Here is a 16171-nt window from a genome sequence, read left to right on the forward strand (position 1 = left end):
TTGACCGACATTGCCGCAGGAGAGATGACGCAGGATTGGCGCCGCACCTTAGTTTCAGATGAAATTAAATTCTGGGCGGCGCTGTCGCGTCACCGCGCGCCTCGGCAAGAGATGACCTGATGCGCCGAAGGGCGCGCATCATGTGGTATTCGACCGTTGCGGGCGCGATCATCAGCTCTTCGCTGATCTGGCGGTACGTCTTCCTCTGGACCCTGCTCATGGCGAAGATACGGGCCGTCCGGGCAGGAAGCATTGCAAGCGAGCTTTCATAGGCAGCCAATGTCTCCTGCTCATGCAGGCCCGCCTCCTGTTCAGGTGCGGTCGCCGCTTCGATCGACTCGGGCAGCGGCACGACGGACTTCATCCCGGGCTGCCTTCGGGCGCGGTCGATGACCAGATTCCGGGCGATCCGCCGCAGGAAGCCGCGGGGGTTATGCAGTCCGCCGAGCTGGGGGCAGCGCGCAGCGCGCAGGAATACCTCATGAACAAGATCATCGGCAGCCTCATGGCCGACCTGCCTTTCAAGCCAGACCCGCAGCGCACCGGATTCAGAGCGGTACAGACCTTCAAGCTTCGCCCGGTATCCCGGGCAAAGACAGGCGTTCGGGCCGGGCCCTGCAGGGTGCGAAGATGCCGGGAGCGCCTCTCCGGCAGACATGCGCTCGGTCATGGGTCACGCGAACAGGCATTGTCGCGGCAACGGCCGTGCTGGCTCGCTGCCTTGAACAACCCAGAACTGTGCCGTTGTCAGACCCGCGCAGCGCGAGCCTCATTCACAACGGCCGCCGGGCTTTCACCAGGCCGGCGTGCGTGATGTCTGGCGGAAAGTACCGCGCGGGTTTTGCCAGTGTTCAAAGCCGCGCAATAATATTGTGCGCGCAAATCGCCGCGCGGACAACCCCGAATCCGGTCCGATCTGAAGCTGTCAGGACAAGGCGGCGTCCCCGGAAAGCGTTCGCAGCTATACCGCTATAATGACCGCCAGGCCGCCCTGTGCCACGCCTGCCCTGACCGGGTGCCGGTACGCATGTCCAGGCGTCAGCTAAAGGTGCCGGTGCATCTCCCAACGGATGCTTTCAACGCCCGGTTACGTGCCGGTCCGGTCATGCAACATGGGCAAGCCCATTGGCTATACCCAGAATCAGGGAAGGCTGCTCCCGCGCCATGGGCTGATCGGGACTGCCGGATACCTATAGATGCCTGTGTCGGAAAAGGAGGTGCCTCATGGCCCGATCCGACAACCGCAATGCCCGGCGCCACGCGCATGATTTTGCTGATTACGCGCAGGAATTCCTGCGTCGCAACAGCGCGTACCAGCGCCAGTTTGCCCGGCTCTCAGGCATGCGGAAACGCTCAGGCGAGATGGCCGCTGCGCTTCGGATGGCGCACACATGGGGCCTTGAATTTCCCTGCTGATCCCGCCGCTCCAGCGCACGCAGCGCCAGCGATCTGGCGGCGCGACGGATGCGCCTTCATCATCACACTGACCGCCCCCCCGGGGCGCTGGGCTGAAGTGGTCGAGGGCATGGCCCATGGCAGCGTGGTCTGTGACACGACTGGCCCTGCGGGCCGCCATCTCGTTCTCGACCGCGGCGGTTCGCGGCATCGGCTTCTCCTGACGCCGGGCGAAGAGGGTGCCGCGCCCACCTATCTGCTTCCTGCCGAAGGGCCGCTGGCGCTCAGAACCGCCGCGCTCACGGTGTTTCACTTCCCGGCAGACAATCCGGCCAGCCGTGCGCAGGCCCGCGCGCTCCAGCCGACGCCCTTCCAGCACTACCGACTGCGTCTCATGCTGGAGGTGCTCGATGCGCGGAACAACGGAGATGCATCGCCTGCAAGCCTCAGGCTGGTGGCCGCGACCGTTTTCGGCGGCGATCTGCAAGGCGACCGGGCGATCGAGTGGAAGACGTCCTCCCGGCGCCGCCAGATCCAGCGCCTTCTTGCCGAAGGGCTGCACCTGGTCGAGGGCGGTTATCGCGACCTCCTCAATGGCTGTCTCCCGGCGAACGGCGCGGCTCGGGACTAGGAGACGGACCATCACATTCCTGTCACATGTCTTTTTATTCAAGTTGAGAGCGTTATAAGTCTCTTGGGCGACGAGCCTGCGGGATCGCTCGCCCGGAAAGGAAAGGATCGGTTTTGCTTCGGCAGGCGCTGCAACGGCGGATTGAAACCGGCGGAGCGGGCTTATCAAGGCGATCCGGCGAAGGTGCGTTGGATGGTGCCCCGCCGATCGGACAGTCTTGCCCATGGAAGTTCGATTTGCAGAGGAATGTGCATCCGAGTTCAGCCAGGTCGCCACGACGTCCGAGCTCGACAGAACGCTCGCGCGGTTCTCCCGCCAGCTCGGCTTCGATCACTTCGCGCTCAGCCTTGAGTTCCGGGCGTCTAGGGCGATTGCGCCGGGCATTCTGCTCCATGATTATCCCGAGGAGTGGGCAAGGGTCTATGTCGGCTTCGAACTGGCGGGGCGGGATCCCGTGAGGCGCGCCTGTGACAAGTCCTTCAACGGCTTTGCGTGGGACGCGATCGGAATGCTTGTTCCCCTGACGCGCGGAGATCGCCAGATGCTGCAGGTCGGGAAGGACTGCGGCATCGGTGACGGGTTCACCGTACCGCGCCATCTTCCCGGGCTGGCTCGCGGAACATGCACATTCGCCGTCGCCACGGACCGCAAGCTCCCGAGGGAACTCCTCGCCCTGGCCGAATGCGTCGGAGCCCAGGCGCTCGGCTGCGCTCTGCGGCTCCAAGACGCCGCCCGGGCGGCTCCGCGGCCCGCGCTTACCGAGCGCCAGCGCGAGTGCGTGTTGTGGATCGCGCGCGGCAAGACTGCGGCCGAGACAGCGATGATCCTCGGGATCGGGACCGAGACAGTTATCCAGCACCTCAGGTCGGCACGCGAGCGGTACGAAGTCCACTGCAAGCAGTCCCTGATCATTTCGGCACTGTTTGACGGTCTGATTGGTTTCTCGGACCTGATGCGGTGGCGCGACCCTCACTGATGGCCAGACCCCCGCTGGCGGCACGGGTGTGATACTCCGCGCGCGCCAGCGGGATCCCCATTTCGTGGGATACCACACCAGCCGATTGCCACCGAGAACAGCCTTGTCCACGCCACAACGAGACAGGCTGCCATGCATTCCCGATCAGCCCACCAGAGCAATTGCACCCCAGACCACGTGCTTCGCCAGATGTTCCATGCCCGCAAACGGGTCTTCGTCGATGCGCTCGGCTGGAATATTCCCGTCGTAGAGGGTGCTTATGAGATCGACCAGTTCGACACTCCCGAGGCGACCTACATCATCGTTACCGACCCTCATGGGAGGCACCGGGCTTCAGCGCGCCTTCTGCCGACCGAGCGTTCGTATATTCTGCGCGATCTCTTTCCCTGCCTCTGCAGCGGCGCGGTCCCCCGCTCACCGCACCTGCGCGAGATCACCCGCTTCTGCATCCAACCGGGGCTGCCCGCGACTGAGCGCCGACTGGCCCGCAACCAGCTTGTCAGTGCGCTCGCAGACTTCGCGGTCGATTGCAGCCTCGAAGGCTACACCGCCGTCGCCAGCCGGGTCTGGTTCGAACAAATTGCCAAATTCGGCTGGAAGTGTTCGCCACTCGGACCGCCTCGCGAGATCAATCGCGAGGAACTGGTCGGGCTGCAAATCCGGATCGACACGAACACCAAAGCGGATCTGGCTCGCAGGGCAATCTATGCTCCTGTCGCCTTCCGGATCGCCGCAGGGGAACCGGAGGCCGTGTTGTGACGTCAACGCCAGGCAGGTCCATCTGGCTGAACCAACTCTTGCGCGAGGGATATTGCATCCTTCCGAGCGCCTTGCCGGCTGCCACGCTCAGGACCCTTGATCAGGACCTGGCGCCAGCATTTGCTGCCGTGCCCCTCGGCCACGGCGACTTCTACGGTTACCGCACGCAGCGATTTGGAAGCCTCCTGCGCAGGTCACCGGCGGCTGCAGAACTGGCGCTTCAACCGCTCGTGCTCGACCTCGCACGGACGATTCTGGGACCCGCCTGCGACCGGATCCAGCTCAACGTCGCCCAGGCGATCGCAATCCATCCGGGAGAGATCGAGCAGTTTCCGCATCGCGATCACGACCTGTGGGCCGGGGTCAAGGGAGAGCACGAATATCTGCTCAATGTCATTTGGCCGCTGACCGACTTCACCGCCGAGAACGGTGCGACCCGAATTTACCCAGGCACGCACAGGCAGCATATTGCGGATCCGGATCAGCTTGGCGCGCCGATAATCGCCGAATGCAGTCCGGGAGATGCCATCTGTTTTCTGGGTTCCACGATACATGGTGCCGGGCCGAACCACACCCAGGCGGTACGACGCGCGGTGATCATCGGGTACAGTCTGGGCTGGCTCAAGCCATACGAGAACCTCTGGCTCGCCTATCCCCCGCATGTGGCCCGCACCTTTTCGCCCGAGCTCGCCGAACTGGCAGGGTACTCCCAGCATCGCCCCAATCTCGGGAACTACGAGGGGCAGTGTCCCTCCGTACTGCTTTCCGACCGGCCATCGGAACATTTGCGGGCGCGCGACGCACTGCGCCCTGACCAGGCCGAGACGGTCCGGGCCTTTGCGGACGCCCGCCGCGAGAAGCGATGAGCCCGGCATACGTCCTCGGGCCCACTTATCAGCGCCTGAAGCGCGACCTTATGGCAGGCGCCTTCCCGATGGGCTCGAAGCTGGAGGCGCTGCGGCTTGCCGACGAGTTGGGCGTGAGCATGACGCCTGTGCGGGACAGCCTCAATCAATTGACCGGTGAGGGCCTCGTTGAGTTCAGCCCGGGGAATGGCTTCCGGGTCGCACGGCTGAGCGAGCAGACTCTGCGCGAGATGCTCGATATCAATCATCTCTTGCCGGTCCACGCGCTCAAGACAGACGTTGCGACCGACAGATTGACGGTCGTGGAAACACCCAAAAGTGAGGATCATGCTGGCCGCGCGAGCGCGATCTTCGGCGCGATCGCTGCTGCATCCGGAAACAGGTTCCTGCTCCGTTCTGTCGAGCAGATCAGTGCAAGGCTCAATCCTGTCCGGAGGCTTGAACCCTTCGTAATCCCTTCTGCTCCGCAGCGACTGTTGCACGTCGAGAGGAGTTTCGGCAGCGCCCGGACTGAATGCGTTTCCGCACTTTCAGCCTACCACTCCATCTGTCTCGACGCGGTCCCGCGCCTTATCGCCTCGAGCCCTGGCGCGATCTGAGCCAGCACTTCGATCCCTTACAGAACGAGCTCGATTCCCGACTCAGGCGTCACTGGTGAGCTCGCTCGGCATGCGGATAATCCCGGCTTGTCGCTGTGCATCGCCGGTCGCATTGCGCTTGAACGCTGCATTCAGCAGAAAATTCGCTGCCTCTCGCGAGCGCTCTGTACGCGCTTACATATTGCTTACTTGCACTCAAATTCGCGCATTATAAGCAGTGACGGGGCCTCGCCGACGAGAAGAAACGGCTGATTTACTTGAGGAAAACTGGAGCGGGCGAAGGGATTCGAACCCTCGACCCCAACCTTGGCAAGGTTGTGCTCTACCCCTGAGCTACGCCCGCTCACTGGCGCTGACGGGAACCGCGCGAGCGCCGTTCCTGCCGGAGAGGCGGCGCGATTAGCAGCGCTCCCACGGCCCTGCAAGCGCAAATTTGTGGCCGATTGGGCTTGATCGCGGGAGGCCGAGCCGCCAGCACATCGCAGGCGCTTCACATCCGCGCGGGCCATCCCACATTGGGGCCGGACCGGCGCGCGGGGCGCGAGAGGCACACGAGGAGCAGATATCTTGGCCAGCATGGGACTGAGCATCGACGAACAGAAGGCCGTGGACCGTTTCCGCAAGGCGGTGGTGGAACCCTCGCAGGGCAAGCTCGTGATCCTCGACTTCTGGGCCGAGTGGTGCGGGCCGTGCAAGGCGCTGACCCCGGTGCTCGAGAAGGTTGCGGCCGACTATGCCGAAAAGGGCGTGGTGCTCGCCAAGATCAATGTCGACGAGGAGCAGTTCATCGCCGCGCAGTTCCAGGTGCGCTCGATCCCCACGGTCTACGCGATCTTCCAGGGCCAGCCGATCGCCGACTTGACCAATGCCCGCAGCGAATCGCAGCTCAAGGCGATGCTCGACCAGCTGCTCGCCCAGCTGCCGGTGCAGGCGGGGGCCGTCGATGGCGCCGCCGCGCCGCAGGGCCCTTCGCCCGAGGAACTCGCGCAGTTCGTGAAAATGGGCGAGGAGGCGCTCGCCGCGGGCGATCCGCAACGCGCCGCGTCGATCTTCGCGCAGATCACCGAGTTCGCCGAGGGCAATGCGCCCGCCCATGCGGGGCTGGTGCGCGCGCTGGTGCAGCTCGGGGAGATCGAGCAGGCGCAGCAGTTCATGGAGGTGATCGACAGCGACCCGCGCCTCGCCGGCGATCCGGCCATTGCCCCGGCCCGCAGCGCGCTGGAGCTTGCCGGCACCCGCGTCGATGACGGCGAGCTCGCTGCCCTGCGCGCCGCTGCCGAGGCCGCGCCGGCCGACATGGACGCGCAGTTCGCCTATGCCGAGGCCGCCTTCGCCGCCGGCCAGCGCGATGCCGCCGCCGACACGCTGCTCGCCATGATCGCGGCAGACCGCGAGTGGAACGACGGCGCCGCTCGCGCGAAGCTGCTCAAGATCTTCGAGGCCACCGGGCTCGAGGACGAGTGGGTGGTCGGCGTCCGCCGGCGCCTGTCCCGCGTATTGTTCGGATGACCCCTGATATCGTGACCCGGCGCCTCTCCATCTTTCCCCTGACCGGCGCGGTGCTGTTTCCCGGCATGCAGCTGCCGCTCCACATCTTCGAGCCGCGCTACCGCGCGCTGGTCGGCGACGCGCTGATCCGCGACCGGCAGATCGCGATGATCCAGCCGCAGCGGCCGGTCGAGGGCGCGCCGCTCTACCGGGTCGGCTGCGTCGGGCGGATCGGCGAGATCCAGGCGATGGACGACGGGCGCTACAACCTGATCCTCGAGGGCACCGCGCGCTTCCGGCTGGTGCGCGAGCTCGAGGTCACCACCGCCTTCCGCCAGATCGAGGCCGAGATCCTCGACGAGGACGAGGACGAGACCCTCACCCATGCCCAGCGCGGCGGGTTCGAGCGCGAGGCGCGGGCCTTCGCTTCCTCGCAGGGTTATGCGGTCGACTGGGGTTCGGTCGGGCGGCTCGACGACCGCTCGCTCATCAACGGCGTTTCGCAGATCGCGCCCTTCGATCCGGCGAGCAAGCAGGCGCTGCTCGAGGCCGGCAGCCTTGCCGAGCGCTGCGAGCTGCTGGTCCAGCTGATGCAGTTCTACGGCCGGCACGACGGCGGCGAGGAAATCGTCACCCTCCAGTAGGCCGCCCGCTCACGGGGCGGAGCACGGCTCCGGCGCGTCGGCGAGCGCCACGCGCAGCGCCGATTCGAGAGCGGCGGGATCGATCGGCTTGGTGAGCATCGCCGCGCGCAGCTCGGGGGCGATCTGCAAGGCGGGCTCGGCATAGCCCGTGCAATAGACGTAGGGCACGCCCTCGCTGCGGAGCGCCTGCGCGACCGGCGCGCTGCCGGTCCCGGCGAGGTTCACGTCGAGCACCGCGAGGTCGGGCCGGTCGGCGCGGGCGAGCTCCAGCGCGGCGGCGACCGTGCTCGCCGGGCCGGCGACCTCGCAGCCCATCTCGCGGAGCGCGTCGACGAGGGTGAGGGCGATCAGCGCCTCGTCCTCGACGACCAGCACCCGCTTGCCGGCGAGTTCGACCTTGGCCGCAGCGGGACGTGTCGCCTCGCGCTCGCCCGATGACGCCGGGTCCGCGGTGCCCGGCCCGGGCGCAGCATTCCCGGCGAGCGGGAATGCGATCCGGCAAGTGAGTCCGCTCGGCGCCCAGGTGAGGTCGAACGTGCCGCTGAGCTGGTGCTCGATCGCCCCGCGGATCGCGGTCGAGCCGAAGCCCGGCGCGGCGGGCGGCGCGACCTCCGGACCGCCGGTCTCGCGCCATTCGAGTACCAGCGCGTCGCTGCCCTCGATCTCCCAGGCAACGGAGAGGCACCCGCTCTCCACCGATAGCGCGCCGTACATCGCGGCGTTGATCGCCAGCTCGTGCACCGCCATCGCCAGCGCCTGCGCGGCGTTGGGCTCGAGCAGCACCGAGGGGCCGGCGAGCTGGATTCGCTCGCTCCCGACCCGTCCGAAGGGCGCGATTTCCTCTCGCAGCAAGGTGTCGACGTGGACCCCCTGCCAGCGGTTCGCCGCGAGCAGCGCGTGGGCCCGCGCAAGCGCCTCGATCCGTCCGCTCACCGCCGCCTTGAAAGCCTTCACGTCGTCGACCTTGGTGAGCCGCACCAGCGAGAGCACCACGCCGAGCAGGTTCTTGGCGCGGTGGTCGACCTCGTCGGCGAGGAAGCGCAGCCGCTCCTCGGCCTTGCGCCGGTCGGTCACGTCGAGCGAGATCCCCATGATCCCCTGCGGCTGCCCGTCGGCATCGAAGAACGGTGCCTTGACTCCGAGCCAGTACGACATCTCGCCATTGGGGAGCAGAAGCCCTTCCTCGAGCTGCCGCGCCTTGCCACCTTCCATGACAGCCCTGTCGTTGGCCATCAGCGCGCGCGCCTGCTCCTTATCGGCGAGCAATTCGAGGTCGGTCCTGCCCGCGAAGGACTCCTCGGTGTGGCCCACCGCGGCCGCGAAGATCGGGTTGCCGAGAAGGTAGCGGCCCTCGACGTCCTTGGCGAAGGCGGCGCCGGGCAGGCTTTCGAAGAAGGTTCTCAGGAGCGCATTCGCCCGGTCGCGCTCGCTCTCGGCGGTGCGGATCGGGGTCGCGTCGAAGTTGATGCCGAGCAGCCGCGTGGGCCGCCCCTGCGCATCGCGGAACAGTTCGGCGCGGCCCGCCAGCCAGATTGTCGCGCCATCGTCGCGGTTGAAGCGGAACTCGATGTCGAGCCGGTCATTCCCTCGCCGCGCATCGTCGAGGGCCTGCACGGCCCGCGCATGGTCGGCGGGGTGGATGCGGCGCATCACCCCCTCGATCGAGGGCGGCTCGGTCACGGCGATCCCGGTGACCTCGTGGAACGAGCGCGACCACCACAGCGCACCGGTCCTCAGATCCAGGTCCCAGATGCCGATCCGCCCCACGTCCTGCGAGAGGCTGAGCCGGGCCTCGCTCTGGCGCAGCCGGTCGTGCGCCTTGCGCAGCCGGTCGGCGACATAGATGTTCACCGCGTTGCTCAGGACGAACAACAAGAGACTAACGAAACTCGGGCCGGTCAGCGTCAAGCTGCCGATCGGTTCGAGCCAGAAGAAGGTCGCCGCCGCGGCCGCCAGCGCGAGCGACAGCACGCCCGGGCCGACCCCGCCGAACAGGGTGCAGACCAGCACCGCGGGGAAGAACACCGCGAAGGGGACGATCCCTTCGGAATAGGAGTCGAGCCAGCGACGCAGGACGACCACCGCCCCGGTGAGCGCCACGGCGAGGCCGTAGGACGTCCAAGTGGTACGGTGCGAGAGGAAGCCTGCCGGTTCGGCGAGCCCGCGATAGCCGAGGCTCGCCTCGGGCGATAGACTGTCCGGAGATGGCTCGCCTTCCGTGGGAGACGGCGCCGCCGCCGTGTGCCGGAAAGGCATTGGCGAATCTGTCAAGATATCCTCTCGCGGGACATGGTGGCGTGTCGTCCGGACGTCGGAAAGGCGCGAGTCCCGCTGCCCGTCTTCACAACAGGTCATTTGTTAAATGAAGCCGAGACTCCTTAATCTAGTTTGCTTTCGCGCAGCATAATTTTGCAGCGCACCGACCGTGGTGCTATGGAACTGCTGCCAGATCGAATGTAATCGCCGGTCTTTCGCATCATGACCTTTTTCCGAGCCGCCTTGCGGCTAGGCCCATCCGCGCTGCGCCCTTTTCCTGCAGCGCGTCCCATCCGAGTCGGCGCCCGACGACACGCCCCGCTTCAGCCCCGGCAGAAGCCTTGATTATCGTTCCGCCGTCAACGCGGGGAAGCGAGGAGTGAGTGGAATGGAGCACCACGTTGTCGCTTTCGGGGACTACATGCCGCACGGCATGTGCCTGCTCTGGGAGCCGTGGCTGGTGACGCTGTGGGCGGGCTCCGACCTGCTCATCGCGCTGTCCTACATCGCCATTCCGGTCGCGCTGTTCATGGTGCTGCGCAAGCGCACCGAGGTGCCGCAGGCACGCCTCGTGTTCCTGTTCGGCGCCTTCATCCTGCTGTGCGGCATCACCCATCTCTTCATGATCGTGACGCTGTGGGTGCCGATCTATCCCTTCGTCGGCTGGGTGAAGCTCGCCACCGGGATGGTGTCGATGGCGACCGCGATGATGCTGTTCCGGCTCGTGCCCGACCTCATACGCCTGCCCGCCCCCGCCGAGCTCGAGGCCGCCAACCGCCAGCTCCAGGGCGAGATCGCCGCGCACCAGGAGACGCTCGCCTCGCTCGACCGGCAAGTGCGTGAGCGCACCGCCGAACTCGAGGCGGCGACGAGCGCGCTCGCGGTGCAGGCGCGCGAGGCGGTGCACCGCAGCAGCAACCTGCTCGCCGTGGTGCACACCCTCGCCGTGCAGTCCGCGCGCGGCGCGGCCAGCATCGAGGCGTTCCTCGACCCTTTCCTCGGGCGCCTGCGCGCGCTCGCCGACGCGACCCGCGCGATCGCGACAGAGGAACGCGCGGCCGCGCCGCTGGTGAAGGTGGTCGAGGCGGGGCTGGCGGTCCTCACCACCACCTACGGCGCAAGGGTCAGCGCCTCTGGGCCGGCGCTCCAGATCAACCCCACCGCGGCGCAGCACATCAGCCTCGCGCTCCACGAGCTTGCGACCAACACCCTCAAATACGGCCTCGGCGCCTGCGAGGCGGTGCGGGTGTCGGTGACCTGGTCGGCGAGCGGCGACCTGTTCGTGTTCGCGTGGCGCGAGCAGCCGGTGGGCCCCTTGGCCGACCAGCCGCAGGCGAATGAAGGCTTCGGGACGATGCTGCTCACCACGATCGTGCCGAGCACGCTAGGCGGCACATCCGAGCGCGAGGTGGTGGACGGCGAGCTGCTCTATCGCCTGGCCGTGCCGCTGCGCGCGCTGGTGGAGATTCCCGCGACGGCGGCAGACCCGAGCCTCGCGTCGCGGATCATCGCGACGAACTTCTGCGGCTGAGGCGCGAAGGGGCCCGGGCCGCGGTCGCCTGTTCGTCGATTAAGCGCGGCGTTTCGTCGTCTCGCCCGCCCGGTGGGGTCGCGGCTTGCTAGCGATGAGACAGCGGGGAAACGATCGATCGCGCGCAGGGCTCGCAAGCCCGCCAAGCGCCCGGTGGCGAGGTTCCCTGTCGCGATAGTGATCGCCGGACGTGCTTCGGAAGGACCCGGGGCAAGCGGCCGGCCCCGTTGGGGAGCAACGACATGGACCGAAGGGACTTCCTGGCGCTGAGCGCCCTTTTCACGGGGGCCGCGGTCGCGCCTTCCTTCTTCGGCAAGGCGATCGCCGCGAGCCAGCTCCAGGAGGCGATCGACATCAAGGTCAAGAAGCGCCTCGCCGACGCGGCGCTCTCGGCGGCGACCGGGGCGGGGGCGAGCTACTGCGACGTGCGCGTCGGGCGCTACCTGCGCCAGTTCGTGATCACCCGCGAGCGCAACGTCGAGAACATCGTCAACACCGAATCGACTGGCACCGGCGTGCGCGTGATCGCCGACGGCGCCTGGGGCTTCGCCGCAACCAACGAGATGACCGAGGATGCCGTCGCCGCCGCCGCGCGGCAGGCGACCGCGATCGCCAAGGCCAATGCGCGCATCCAGTCGACCAAGGTCCAGCTCGCCCCGACGCCGGGCGTCGGCGAGGTGAGCTGGCGCACCCCGATCAAGAAGAACGCGATGGAGGTGCCGATCGAAGACAAGGTCGGTCTCCTCATGTCGGTCAACGAGGCCGCGCTCGCGGCAGGCGCGAGCTTCGTCAACTCGCTGCTCTTCCTCGTCAACGAGCAGAAGTACTTCGCCTCGACCGACGGCTCCTACATCGATCAGGACGTGCACCGGATCTGGGCGCCGATGACCGTGACGGCGGTCGACAAGACCACCGGCAAGTTCCGCTCGCGCGAAGGCCTCTCGGCACCGGTGGGCATGGGCTACGAGTATCTCGACGGCCGCGCCGAGGACAAGTTCGTGCTGCCCAACGGGCACGTCTCCTACGGCAAGTCCTACGACATGAAGGAAGATGCCGCCGCCGCCGCGCGGGATGCGCAGGCCAAGCTCAAGGCGCCCTCGGTCAAGCCGGGCAAGTACGACCTGGTGCTCGATCCGGCGCACCTGTGGCTGACCATCCACGAGAGCGTCGGCCACCCGCTCGAGCTCGACCGCGTGCTCGGCTACGAAGCCAATTACGCCGGCACCAGCTTCGCCACGATCGACAAGCGCGATGCCAAGTTCAAATACGGCAGCCAGCTGGTGAACCTTTTCGCCGACAAGACGCAGCCCGGCTCGCTCGGCGCGGTCGCCTATGACGACGAGGGCGTGAAGACCAAGCGCTGGGACCTCGTCAAGGACGGCATCCTCGTCGATTACCAGACGATCCGCGACCAGGCCCACATCCTCGGCAAGAGCGAGTCCGACGGGTGCTGCTACGCCGACAGCTGGTCCTCGGTGCAGTTCCAGCGCATGGCGAACGTGAGCCTCGCGCCGGGCAAGACCAAGCTGAGCCCGGAGGACCTCATCGCCGGGGTCGAGAACGGCATCTATATTTCGGGCGACGGGTCCTTCTCGATCGACCAGCAGCGCTACAATGCGCAGTTCGGCGGGACGGTCTTCTACGAGATCAAGAACGGCAAGCTGGGCCCGATGATCGAGGATGTCGCCTACCAGATTCGCACCCCCGAGTTCTGGGGCGCCTGTACCGCGATCTGCGACGAAAGCGATTACCGCATGGGCGGATCGTTCTTCGACGGCAAGGGTCAGCCGGGTCAGGTCTCGGCGGTGAGCCACGGCTCCTCGACCGCCCGCTTCGACGGGGTCAACGTCATCAACACCGCCCGGTCGCTCGGCTAAGCGCACGAAGGAGACGCGAGACATGAGCATTCTCTCGGAAGCCCAGGCCAAGGCGATCCTCGACAAGGTCATCGCCCTGTCGACCGCCGACCAGACCAGCGCACAGCTCTCCGGCGGCATCGGCGGCAACGTGCGCTTCGCCCGCAACGACATCTCGACGGCGGGGCTCGTCGACGACACCGAGCTCGGCGTCGAGGTGGCGTTCGGCAAGCGGGTCGGCATCGCCACCATCAACCAGTTCGACGACGCCTCGCTCGAGCGCGTGGTGCGCCGCGCCGAGGACCTCGCCCGGCTCGCGCCGGAGAACCCCGAGTTCATGCCGATCGTCGGCAAGCAGACATACCGGCCGACCGAGACCTTCAGCGAGGCGACCGCCGCGCTGACCGCCGAGGCGCGCGCGAAAATTGCCGAGGCCTCGATCCTCGCCTGTCGCAAGCAGAAGCTGGTCGCCGCGGGCTTCCTCGAGGACGGGCAGAACTTCTTCGCCCACGCCAACTCGAACGGCAATTTCGGCTACCAGAAGTCGACCTCGGCCGACTACACCTGCACGGTGCGCACCGAAGACGGGCGCGGCTCCGGGTGGGTCGGCAGGAACGTCAAGGACATCGCGAAGTTCGACGCGGCGGCCGACGTGCAGACCGCAATGCGCAAGGCCGCAGCCTCGGTCGATGCCAAGGCGCTCGAGCCCGGCAAGTACACCGTGATCCTCGAGCCGGCCGCGGGCGCGGGCCTCGTCAGCTTCATGATGAACTTCTTCGACGCGCGGTCGGCCGACGAGGGGCGCAGCTTCCTCTCCAAGCAGGGCGGCGGCAACAAGATCGGCGAGCAGATCATGGATCCGCGCGTCAACATCTACACCGACCCCTGGCACCCGGAAGTCTCGGTCCTGCCCTGGGATGGCGAGGGCCTGCCGCGCGAGAAGACCAAGATCATCGACGCCGGCAAGGTCGCGAACCTCGAATACTCGCGCTACTGGGCGTCCAAGCAGGGCAAGCCCGAGACCGCGGGCTGGGGCAACATCATCATGGAGGGCGGCAGCAAGTCGACCGCCGAGCTGATCGCCGGGACCGAGCGCGGCATCCTGGTGACCCGCACCTGGTACATCCGCCTCGTCGACCCGCAGACCGTGCTGCTCACCGGCCTGACCCGCGACGGCACCTTTTACATCGAGAACGGTCAGCTCCAGTACCCGATCAAGAACTTCCGCTTCAACGAGAGCCCGGTGATCATGCTCAACAACATCGAGGAGCTGGGCCGCGCGGTGCGGGTGAAGGCCGACGAGGGCAGCTCGATGCTGATCCCGCCGATGAAGATCCGCGACTTCACCTTCACCTCACTGTCGGACGCCGTCTGACCCGAAGCGCGCGGGTCCGGGAGAGCCAGCCTGCCATGACCCGCGCCGAGTTCCTGCGTCTGATGGGCGGCGCGCTGGCCGGGGCGGTGCTGCCCGCCGGCCCCTTTGCCGGAAGCCTCGCCGCCGCCCAGCCGCGCCCGGGCGGTGCGGCGAGCCGCGGCTATGATTTCTGGTTCACGCGCCTCAGGTACAACTCGGGCGACTGGAACGTCGACCAGCGCATGCCGGCGAACCTCATCACCTCGCTGATCGACTACACCACCCTGCGTGTCGATCCCGAGGAGCACGTCGTCGATCTCGGCGATCCCAAGATGCTCTCCGCCCCGTTCTGCTACCTGGCGGGGCACAAGGCGGTCGAGTTCTCCGCCCCCGAGCGCCGCAATCTCGAACGCTACATCCGCAACGGCGGCTTCCTGTTCGTCGACGATTGCAACCACGACATCGACGGCCTCTTCGCCAAGTCCTTCGAGGCGCAGATCGCGAGCATCTTCGGTCCGGACGCGCTCAAGAAGCTGCCCAACACCCACCCGCTCTACACCAGCTTCTTCAAGTTCACCGGCCCGCCCGCGACCACCTTCGAACTCAACGGCTGGGGCGACGACCTCGTCCATGACTACCTCAAGGGCATCACAATCAACGGCCGGCTCGGTCTGCTCTACAGCAACAAGGACTACGGCTGCGAGTGGGACTACGACTGGCGCAACAAGCGTTTCCTCGCCGAGGACAACACGCGGTTCGGGGTCAATATCGTGATCTATGCGCTCACCAACTGAAGGGTTCGACGAAGTGGCAGAACAGGCACCCACCCCTGCGGCGGAGATCGAGCGGCTGACCGCGCGGATCGGCGACCTCAAGGCGGCGATCGGCACCGCGATCGTCGGGCAGGGCGACGTCGTCGAGCAGTTGCTGATCGGCCTGCTGGCGGGCGGGCATTGCCTCCTCGAAGGTGTGCCCGGCCTCGGCAAGACGCTGCTGGTGAGGACGCTCGGCGAGGCGCTCGAGCTCGACTTCCGCCGGGTGCAGTTCACCCCCGACCTGATGCCGAGCGACATCCTCGGCACCGAGCTGCTCGAGGAGGACCACGGCACCGGGCACCGCTCGTTCCGTTTCCAGCAGGGGCCGGTGTTCACCAACCTGCTGCTCGCCGACGAACTCAATCGCACGCCCCCCAAGACCCAGGCCGCGCTGCTCGAGGCGATGCAGGAGAAGACCGTCAGCTATGCCGGGCAGACCTACCGGCTGCCGCGCCCGTTCTTCGTGCTCGCCACCCAGAACCCGCTCGAGCAGGCGGGCACCTACCCGCTTCCCGAAGCGCAGCTCGACCGCTTCCTCCTGCTGGTGCGGGTCGGCTATCCGACAGCGCAGGAGGAGCGCGACATCCTCGCGCGCACCACCGGCAGCGCCGAGACGGGCGTGCCGCGGGTGATGGGGGCCGCGGACGTGATCGCGCTCCAGCGCCACGTGCGCGAGGTCTATCTCAGCGACGACCTGCTCGGCTGGATCACCGCGCTGGTCCGCGCCACCCGCCCGGGTGATCCGGCCGCGCCGGCCGCGGTCGAGACCTATGTGCGCTGGGGTGCGGGACCGCGCGCGGGGCAGGCGCTGGTGCTCTGCGCCAAGGCCCGCGCGCTGCTCCACGGGCGCTTCGCCGCCACCCGCGAGGACATCGCCGCGCTCGCCGCGCCGGTGCTGCGTCACCGCCTGTTGCTCTCCTTCGCCGCCGAGGCCGAGGGCAAGAGCGCCGACGACGTGGTCGCAGCCCTCCTCGCGCACATCCCTCCGCCAGCCGGCTGAA

Annotated in this window: 15 protein-coding genes and 1 tRNA gene; 13 read left to right on the forward strand and 3 right to left on the reverse strand. The window is 67.1% G+C overall.

Annotated elements, in window-relative coordinates:
• Positions 1–64: 64 nt before the first annotated feature.
• Positions 65–670, reverse strand: a complete 606-nt coding sequence (locus ACLBKU_RS07650) for an RNA polymerase sigma factor (RefSeq protein WP_410178924.1) — start codon at positions 668–670, stop codon at positions 65–67.
• A 554-nt stretch (positions 671–1224) separates the two neighbouring features.
• Between ACLBKU_RS07650 and ACLBKU_RS07655 the strand changes: the two genes are divergently transcribed.
• The 6 genes from ACLBKU_RS07655 (at position 1225) to ACLBKU_RS07680 (ending at position 5226) form a co-directional block, all read left to right on the forward strand.
• The gene (locus ACLBKU_RS07655) at positions 1225–1416 is read left to right on the forward strand and encodes a transcriptional regulator domain-containing protein (protein WP_410178925.1); all 192 of its coding nucleotides are present in this window, start codon (positions 1225–1227) and stop codon (positions 1414–1416) included.
• Positions 1400–2026 carry a DUF2285 domain-containing protein gene (locus ACLBKU_RS07660; protein ID WP_410178926.1) on the forward strand — a complete coding sequence of 209 codons (627 nt, stop codon included), beginning with the start codon at positions 1400–1402 and terminating at the stop codon, positions 2024–2026. Before ACLBKU_RS07655 ends, ACLBKU_RS07660 begins: the two co-directional genes overlap by 17 nt.
• Positions 2027–2249: 223 nt before the next feature.
• Complete coding sequence (locus tag ACLBKU_RS07665) at positions 2250–3002, forward strand: LuxR family transcriptional regulator (protein WP_410178927.1); 753 nt, start codon at positions 2250–2252, stop codon at positions 3000–3002.
• 189 nt (positions 3003–3191) lie between these two features.
• Entirely contained in the window at positions 3192–3761 is a 570-nt protein-coding gene (locus ACLBKU_RS07670) for an acyl-homoserine-lactone synthase (RefSeq protein ID WP_410178928.1), read from the forward strand.
• Positions 3758–4627 carry a phytanoyl-CoA dioxygenase family protein gene (locus tag ACLBKU_RS07675; RefSeq protein WP_410178929.1) on the forward strand — a complete coding sequence of 290 codons (870 nt, stop codon included), beginning with the start codon at positions 3758–3760 and terminating at the stop codon, positions 4625–4627. The genes ACLBKU_RS07670 and ACLBKU_RS07675 overlap by 4 nt, the downstream gene beginning before the upstream one ends.
• Complete coding sequence (locus ACLBKU_RS07680) at positions 4624–5226, forward strand: GntR family transcriptional regulator (RefSeq protein WP_410178930.1); 603 nt, start codon at positions 4624–4626, stop codon at positions 5224–5226. Before ACLBKU_RS07675 ends, ACLBKU_RS07680 begins: the two co-directional genes overlap by 4 nt.
• Positions 5227–5494: 268 nt before the next feature.
• Here ACLBKU_RS07680 and ACLBKU_RS07685 read toward each other — a convergent pair.
• Positions 5495–5569 (reverse strand) — tRNA-Gly (locus tag ACLBKU_RS07685).
• A gap of 233 nt (positions 5570–5802) precedes the next feature.
• Between ACLBKU_RS07685 and ACLBKU_RS07690 the strand changes: the two genes are divergently transcribed.
• Both ACLBKU_RS07690 and ACLBKU_RS07695 read left to right on the forward strand, forming a co-directional pair.
• A complete protein-coding gene (locus ACLBKU_RS07690) occupies positions 5803–6735 on the forward strand; it encodes a tetratricopeptide repeat protein (RefSeq protein ID WP_410179017.1) in 933 nt (310 codons plus the stop codon).
• Positions 6732–7358, forward strand: a complete 627-nt coding sequence (locus tag ACLBKU_RS07695; RefSeq protein WP_410178931.1) for an LON peptidase substrate-binding domain-containing protein — start codon at positions 6732–6734, stop codon at positions 7356–7358. The genes ACLBKU_RS07690 and ACLBKU_RS07695 overlap by 4 nt, the downstream gene beginning before the upstream one ends.
• Positions 7359–7367: 9 nt before the next feature.
• Here ACLBKU_RS07695 and ACLBKU_RS07700 read toward each other — a convergent pair whose 3' ends face one another.
• Positions 7368–9614 carry a PAS domain-containing protein gene (locus tag ACLBKU_RS07700; RefSeq protein ID WP_410178932.1) on the reverse strand — a complete coding sequence of 749 codons (2247 nt, stop codon included), beginning with the start codon at positions 9612–9614 and terminating at the stop codon, positions 7368–7370.
• Positions 9615–10002: 388 nt separating this feature from the next.
• Between ACLBKU_RS07700 and ACLBKU_RS07705 the strand changes: the two genes are divergently transcribed.
• From ACLBKU_RS07705 to ACLBKU_RS07725, 5 genes are all read left to right on the forward strand, one after another.
• Entirely contained in the window at positions 10003–11145 is a 1143-nt protein-coding gene (locus tag ACLBKU_RS07705; RefSeq protein WP_410178933.1) for a sensor histidine kinase, read from the forward strand.
• Between the two features lie 242 nt (positions 11146–11387).
• Positions 11388–13022, forward strand: a complete 1635-nt coding sequence (locus ACLBKU_RS07710) for a TldD/PmbA family protein (protein ID WP_410178934.1) — start codon at positions 11388–11390, stop codon at positions 13020–13022.
• Between the two features lie 22 nt (positions 13023–13044).
• Positions 13045–14376 (forward strand): TldD/PmbA family protein, encoded by a 1332-nt coding sequence (locus ACLBKU_RS07715; RefSeq protein WP_410178935.1) that lies wholly within the window; start codon positions 13045–13047, stop codon positions 14374–14376.
• A gap of 35 nt (positions 14377–14411) precedes the next feature.
• Positions 14412–15149, forward strand: a complete 738-nt coding sequence (locus ACLBKU_RS07720) for a DUF4159 domain-containing protein (RefSeq protein WP_410178936.1) — start codon at positions 14412–14414, stop codon at positions 15147–15149.
• Complete coding sequence (locus tag ACLBKU_RS07725; protein WP_410178937.1) at positions 15133–16170, forward strand: AAA family ATPase; 1038 nt, start codon at positions 15133–15135, stop codon at positions 16168–16170. Before ACLBKU_RS07720 ends, ACLBKU_RS07725 begins: the two co-directional genes overlap by 17 nt.
• Position 16171 lies beyond the last annotated feature (1 nt).

Source organism: Erythrobacter sp. NE805 (assembly GCF_046452355.1).
Lineage (GTDB): Bacteria > Pseudomonadota > Alphaproteobacteria > Sphingomonadales > Sphingomonadaceae > Erythrobacter.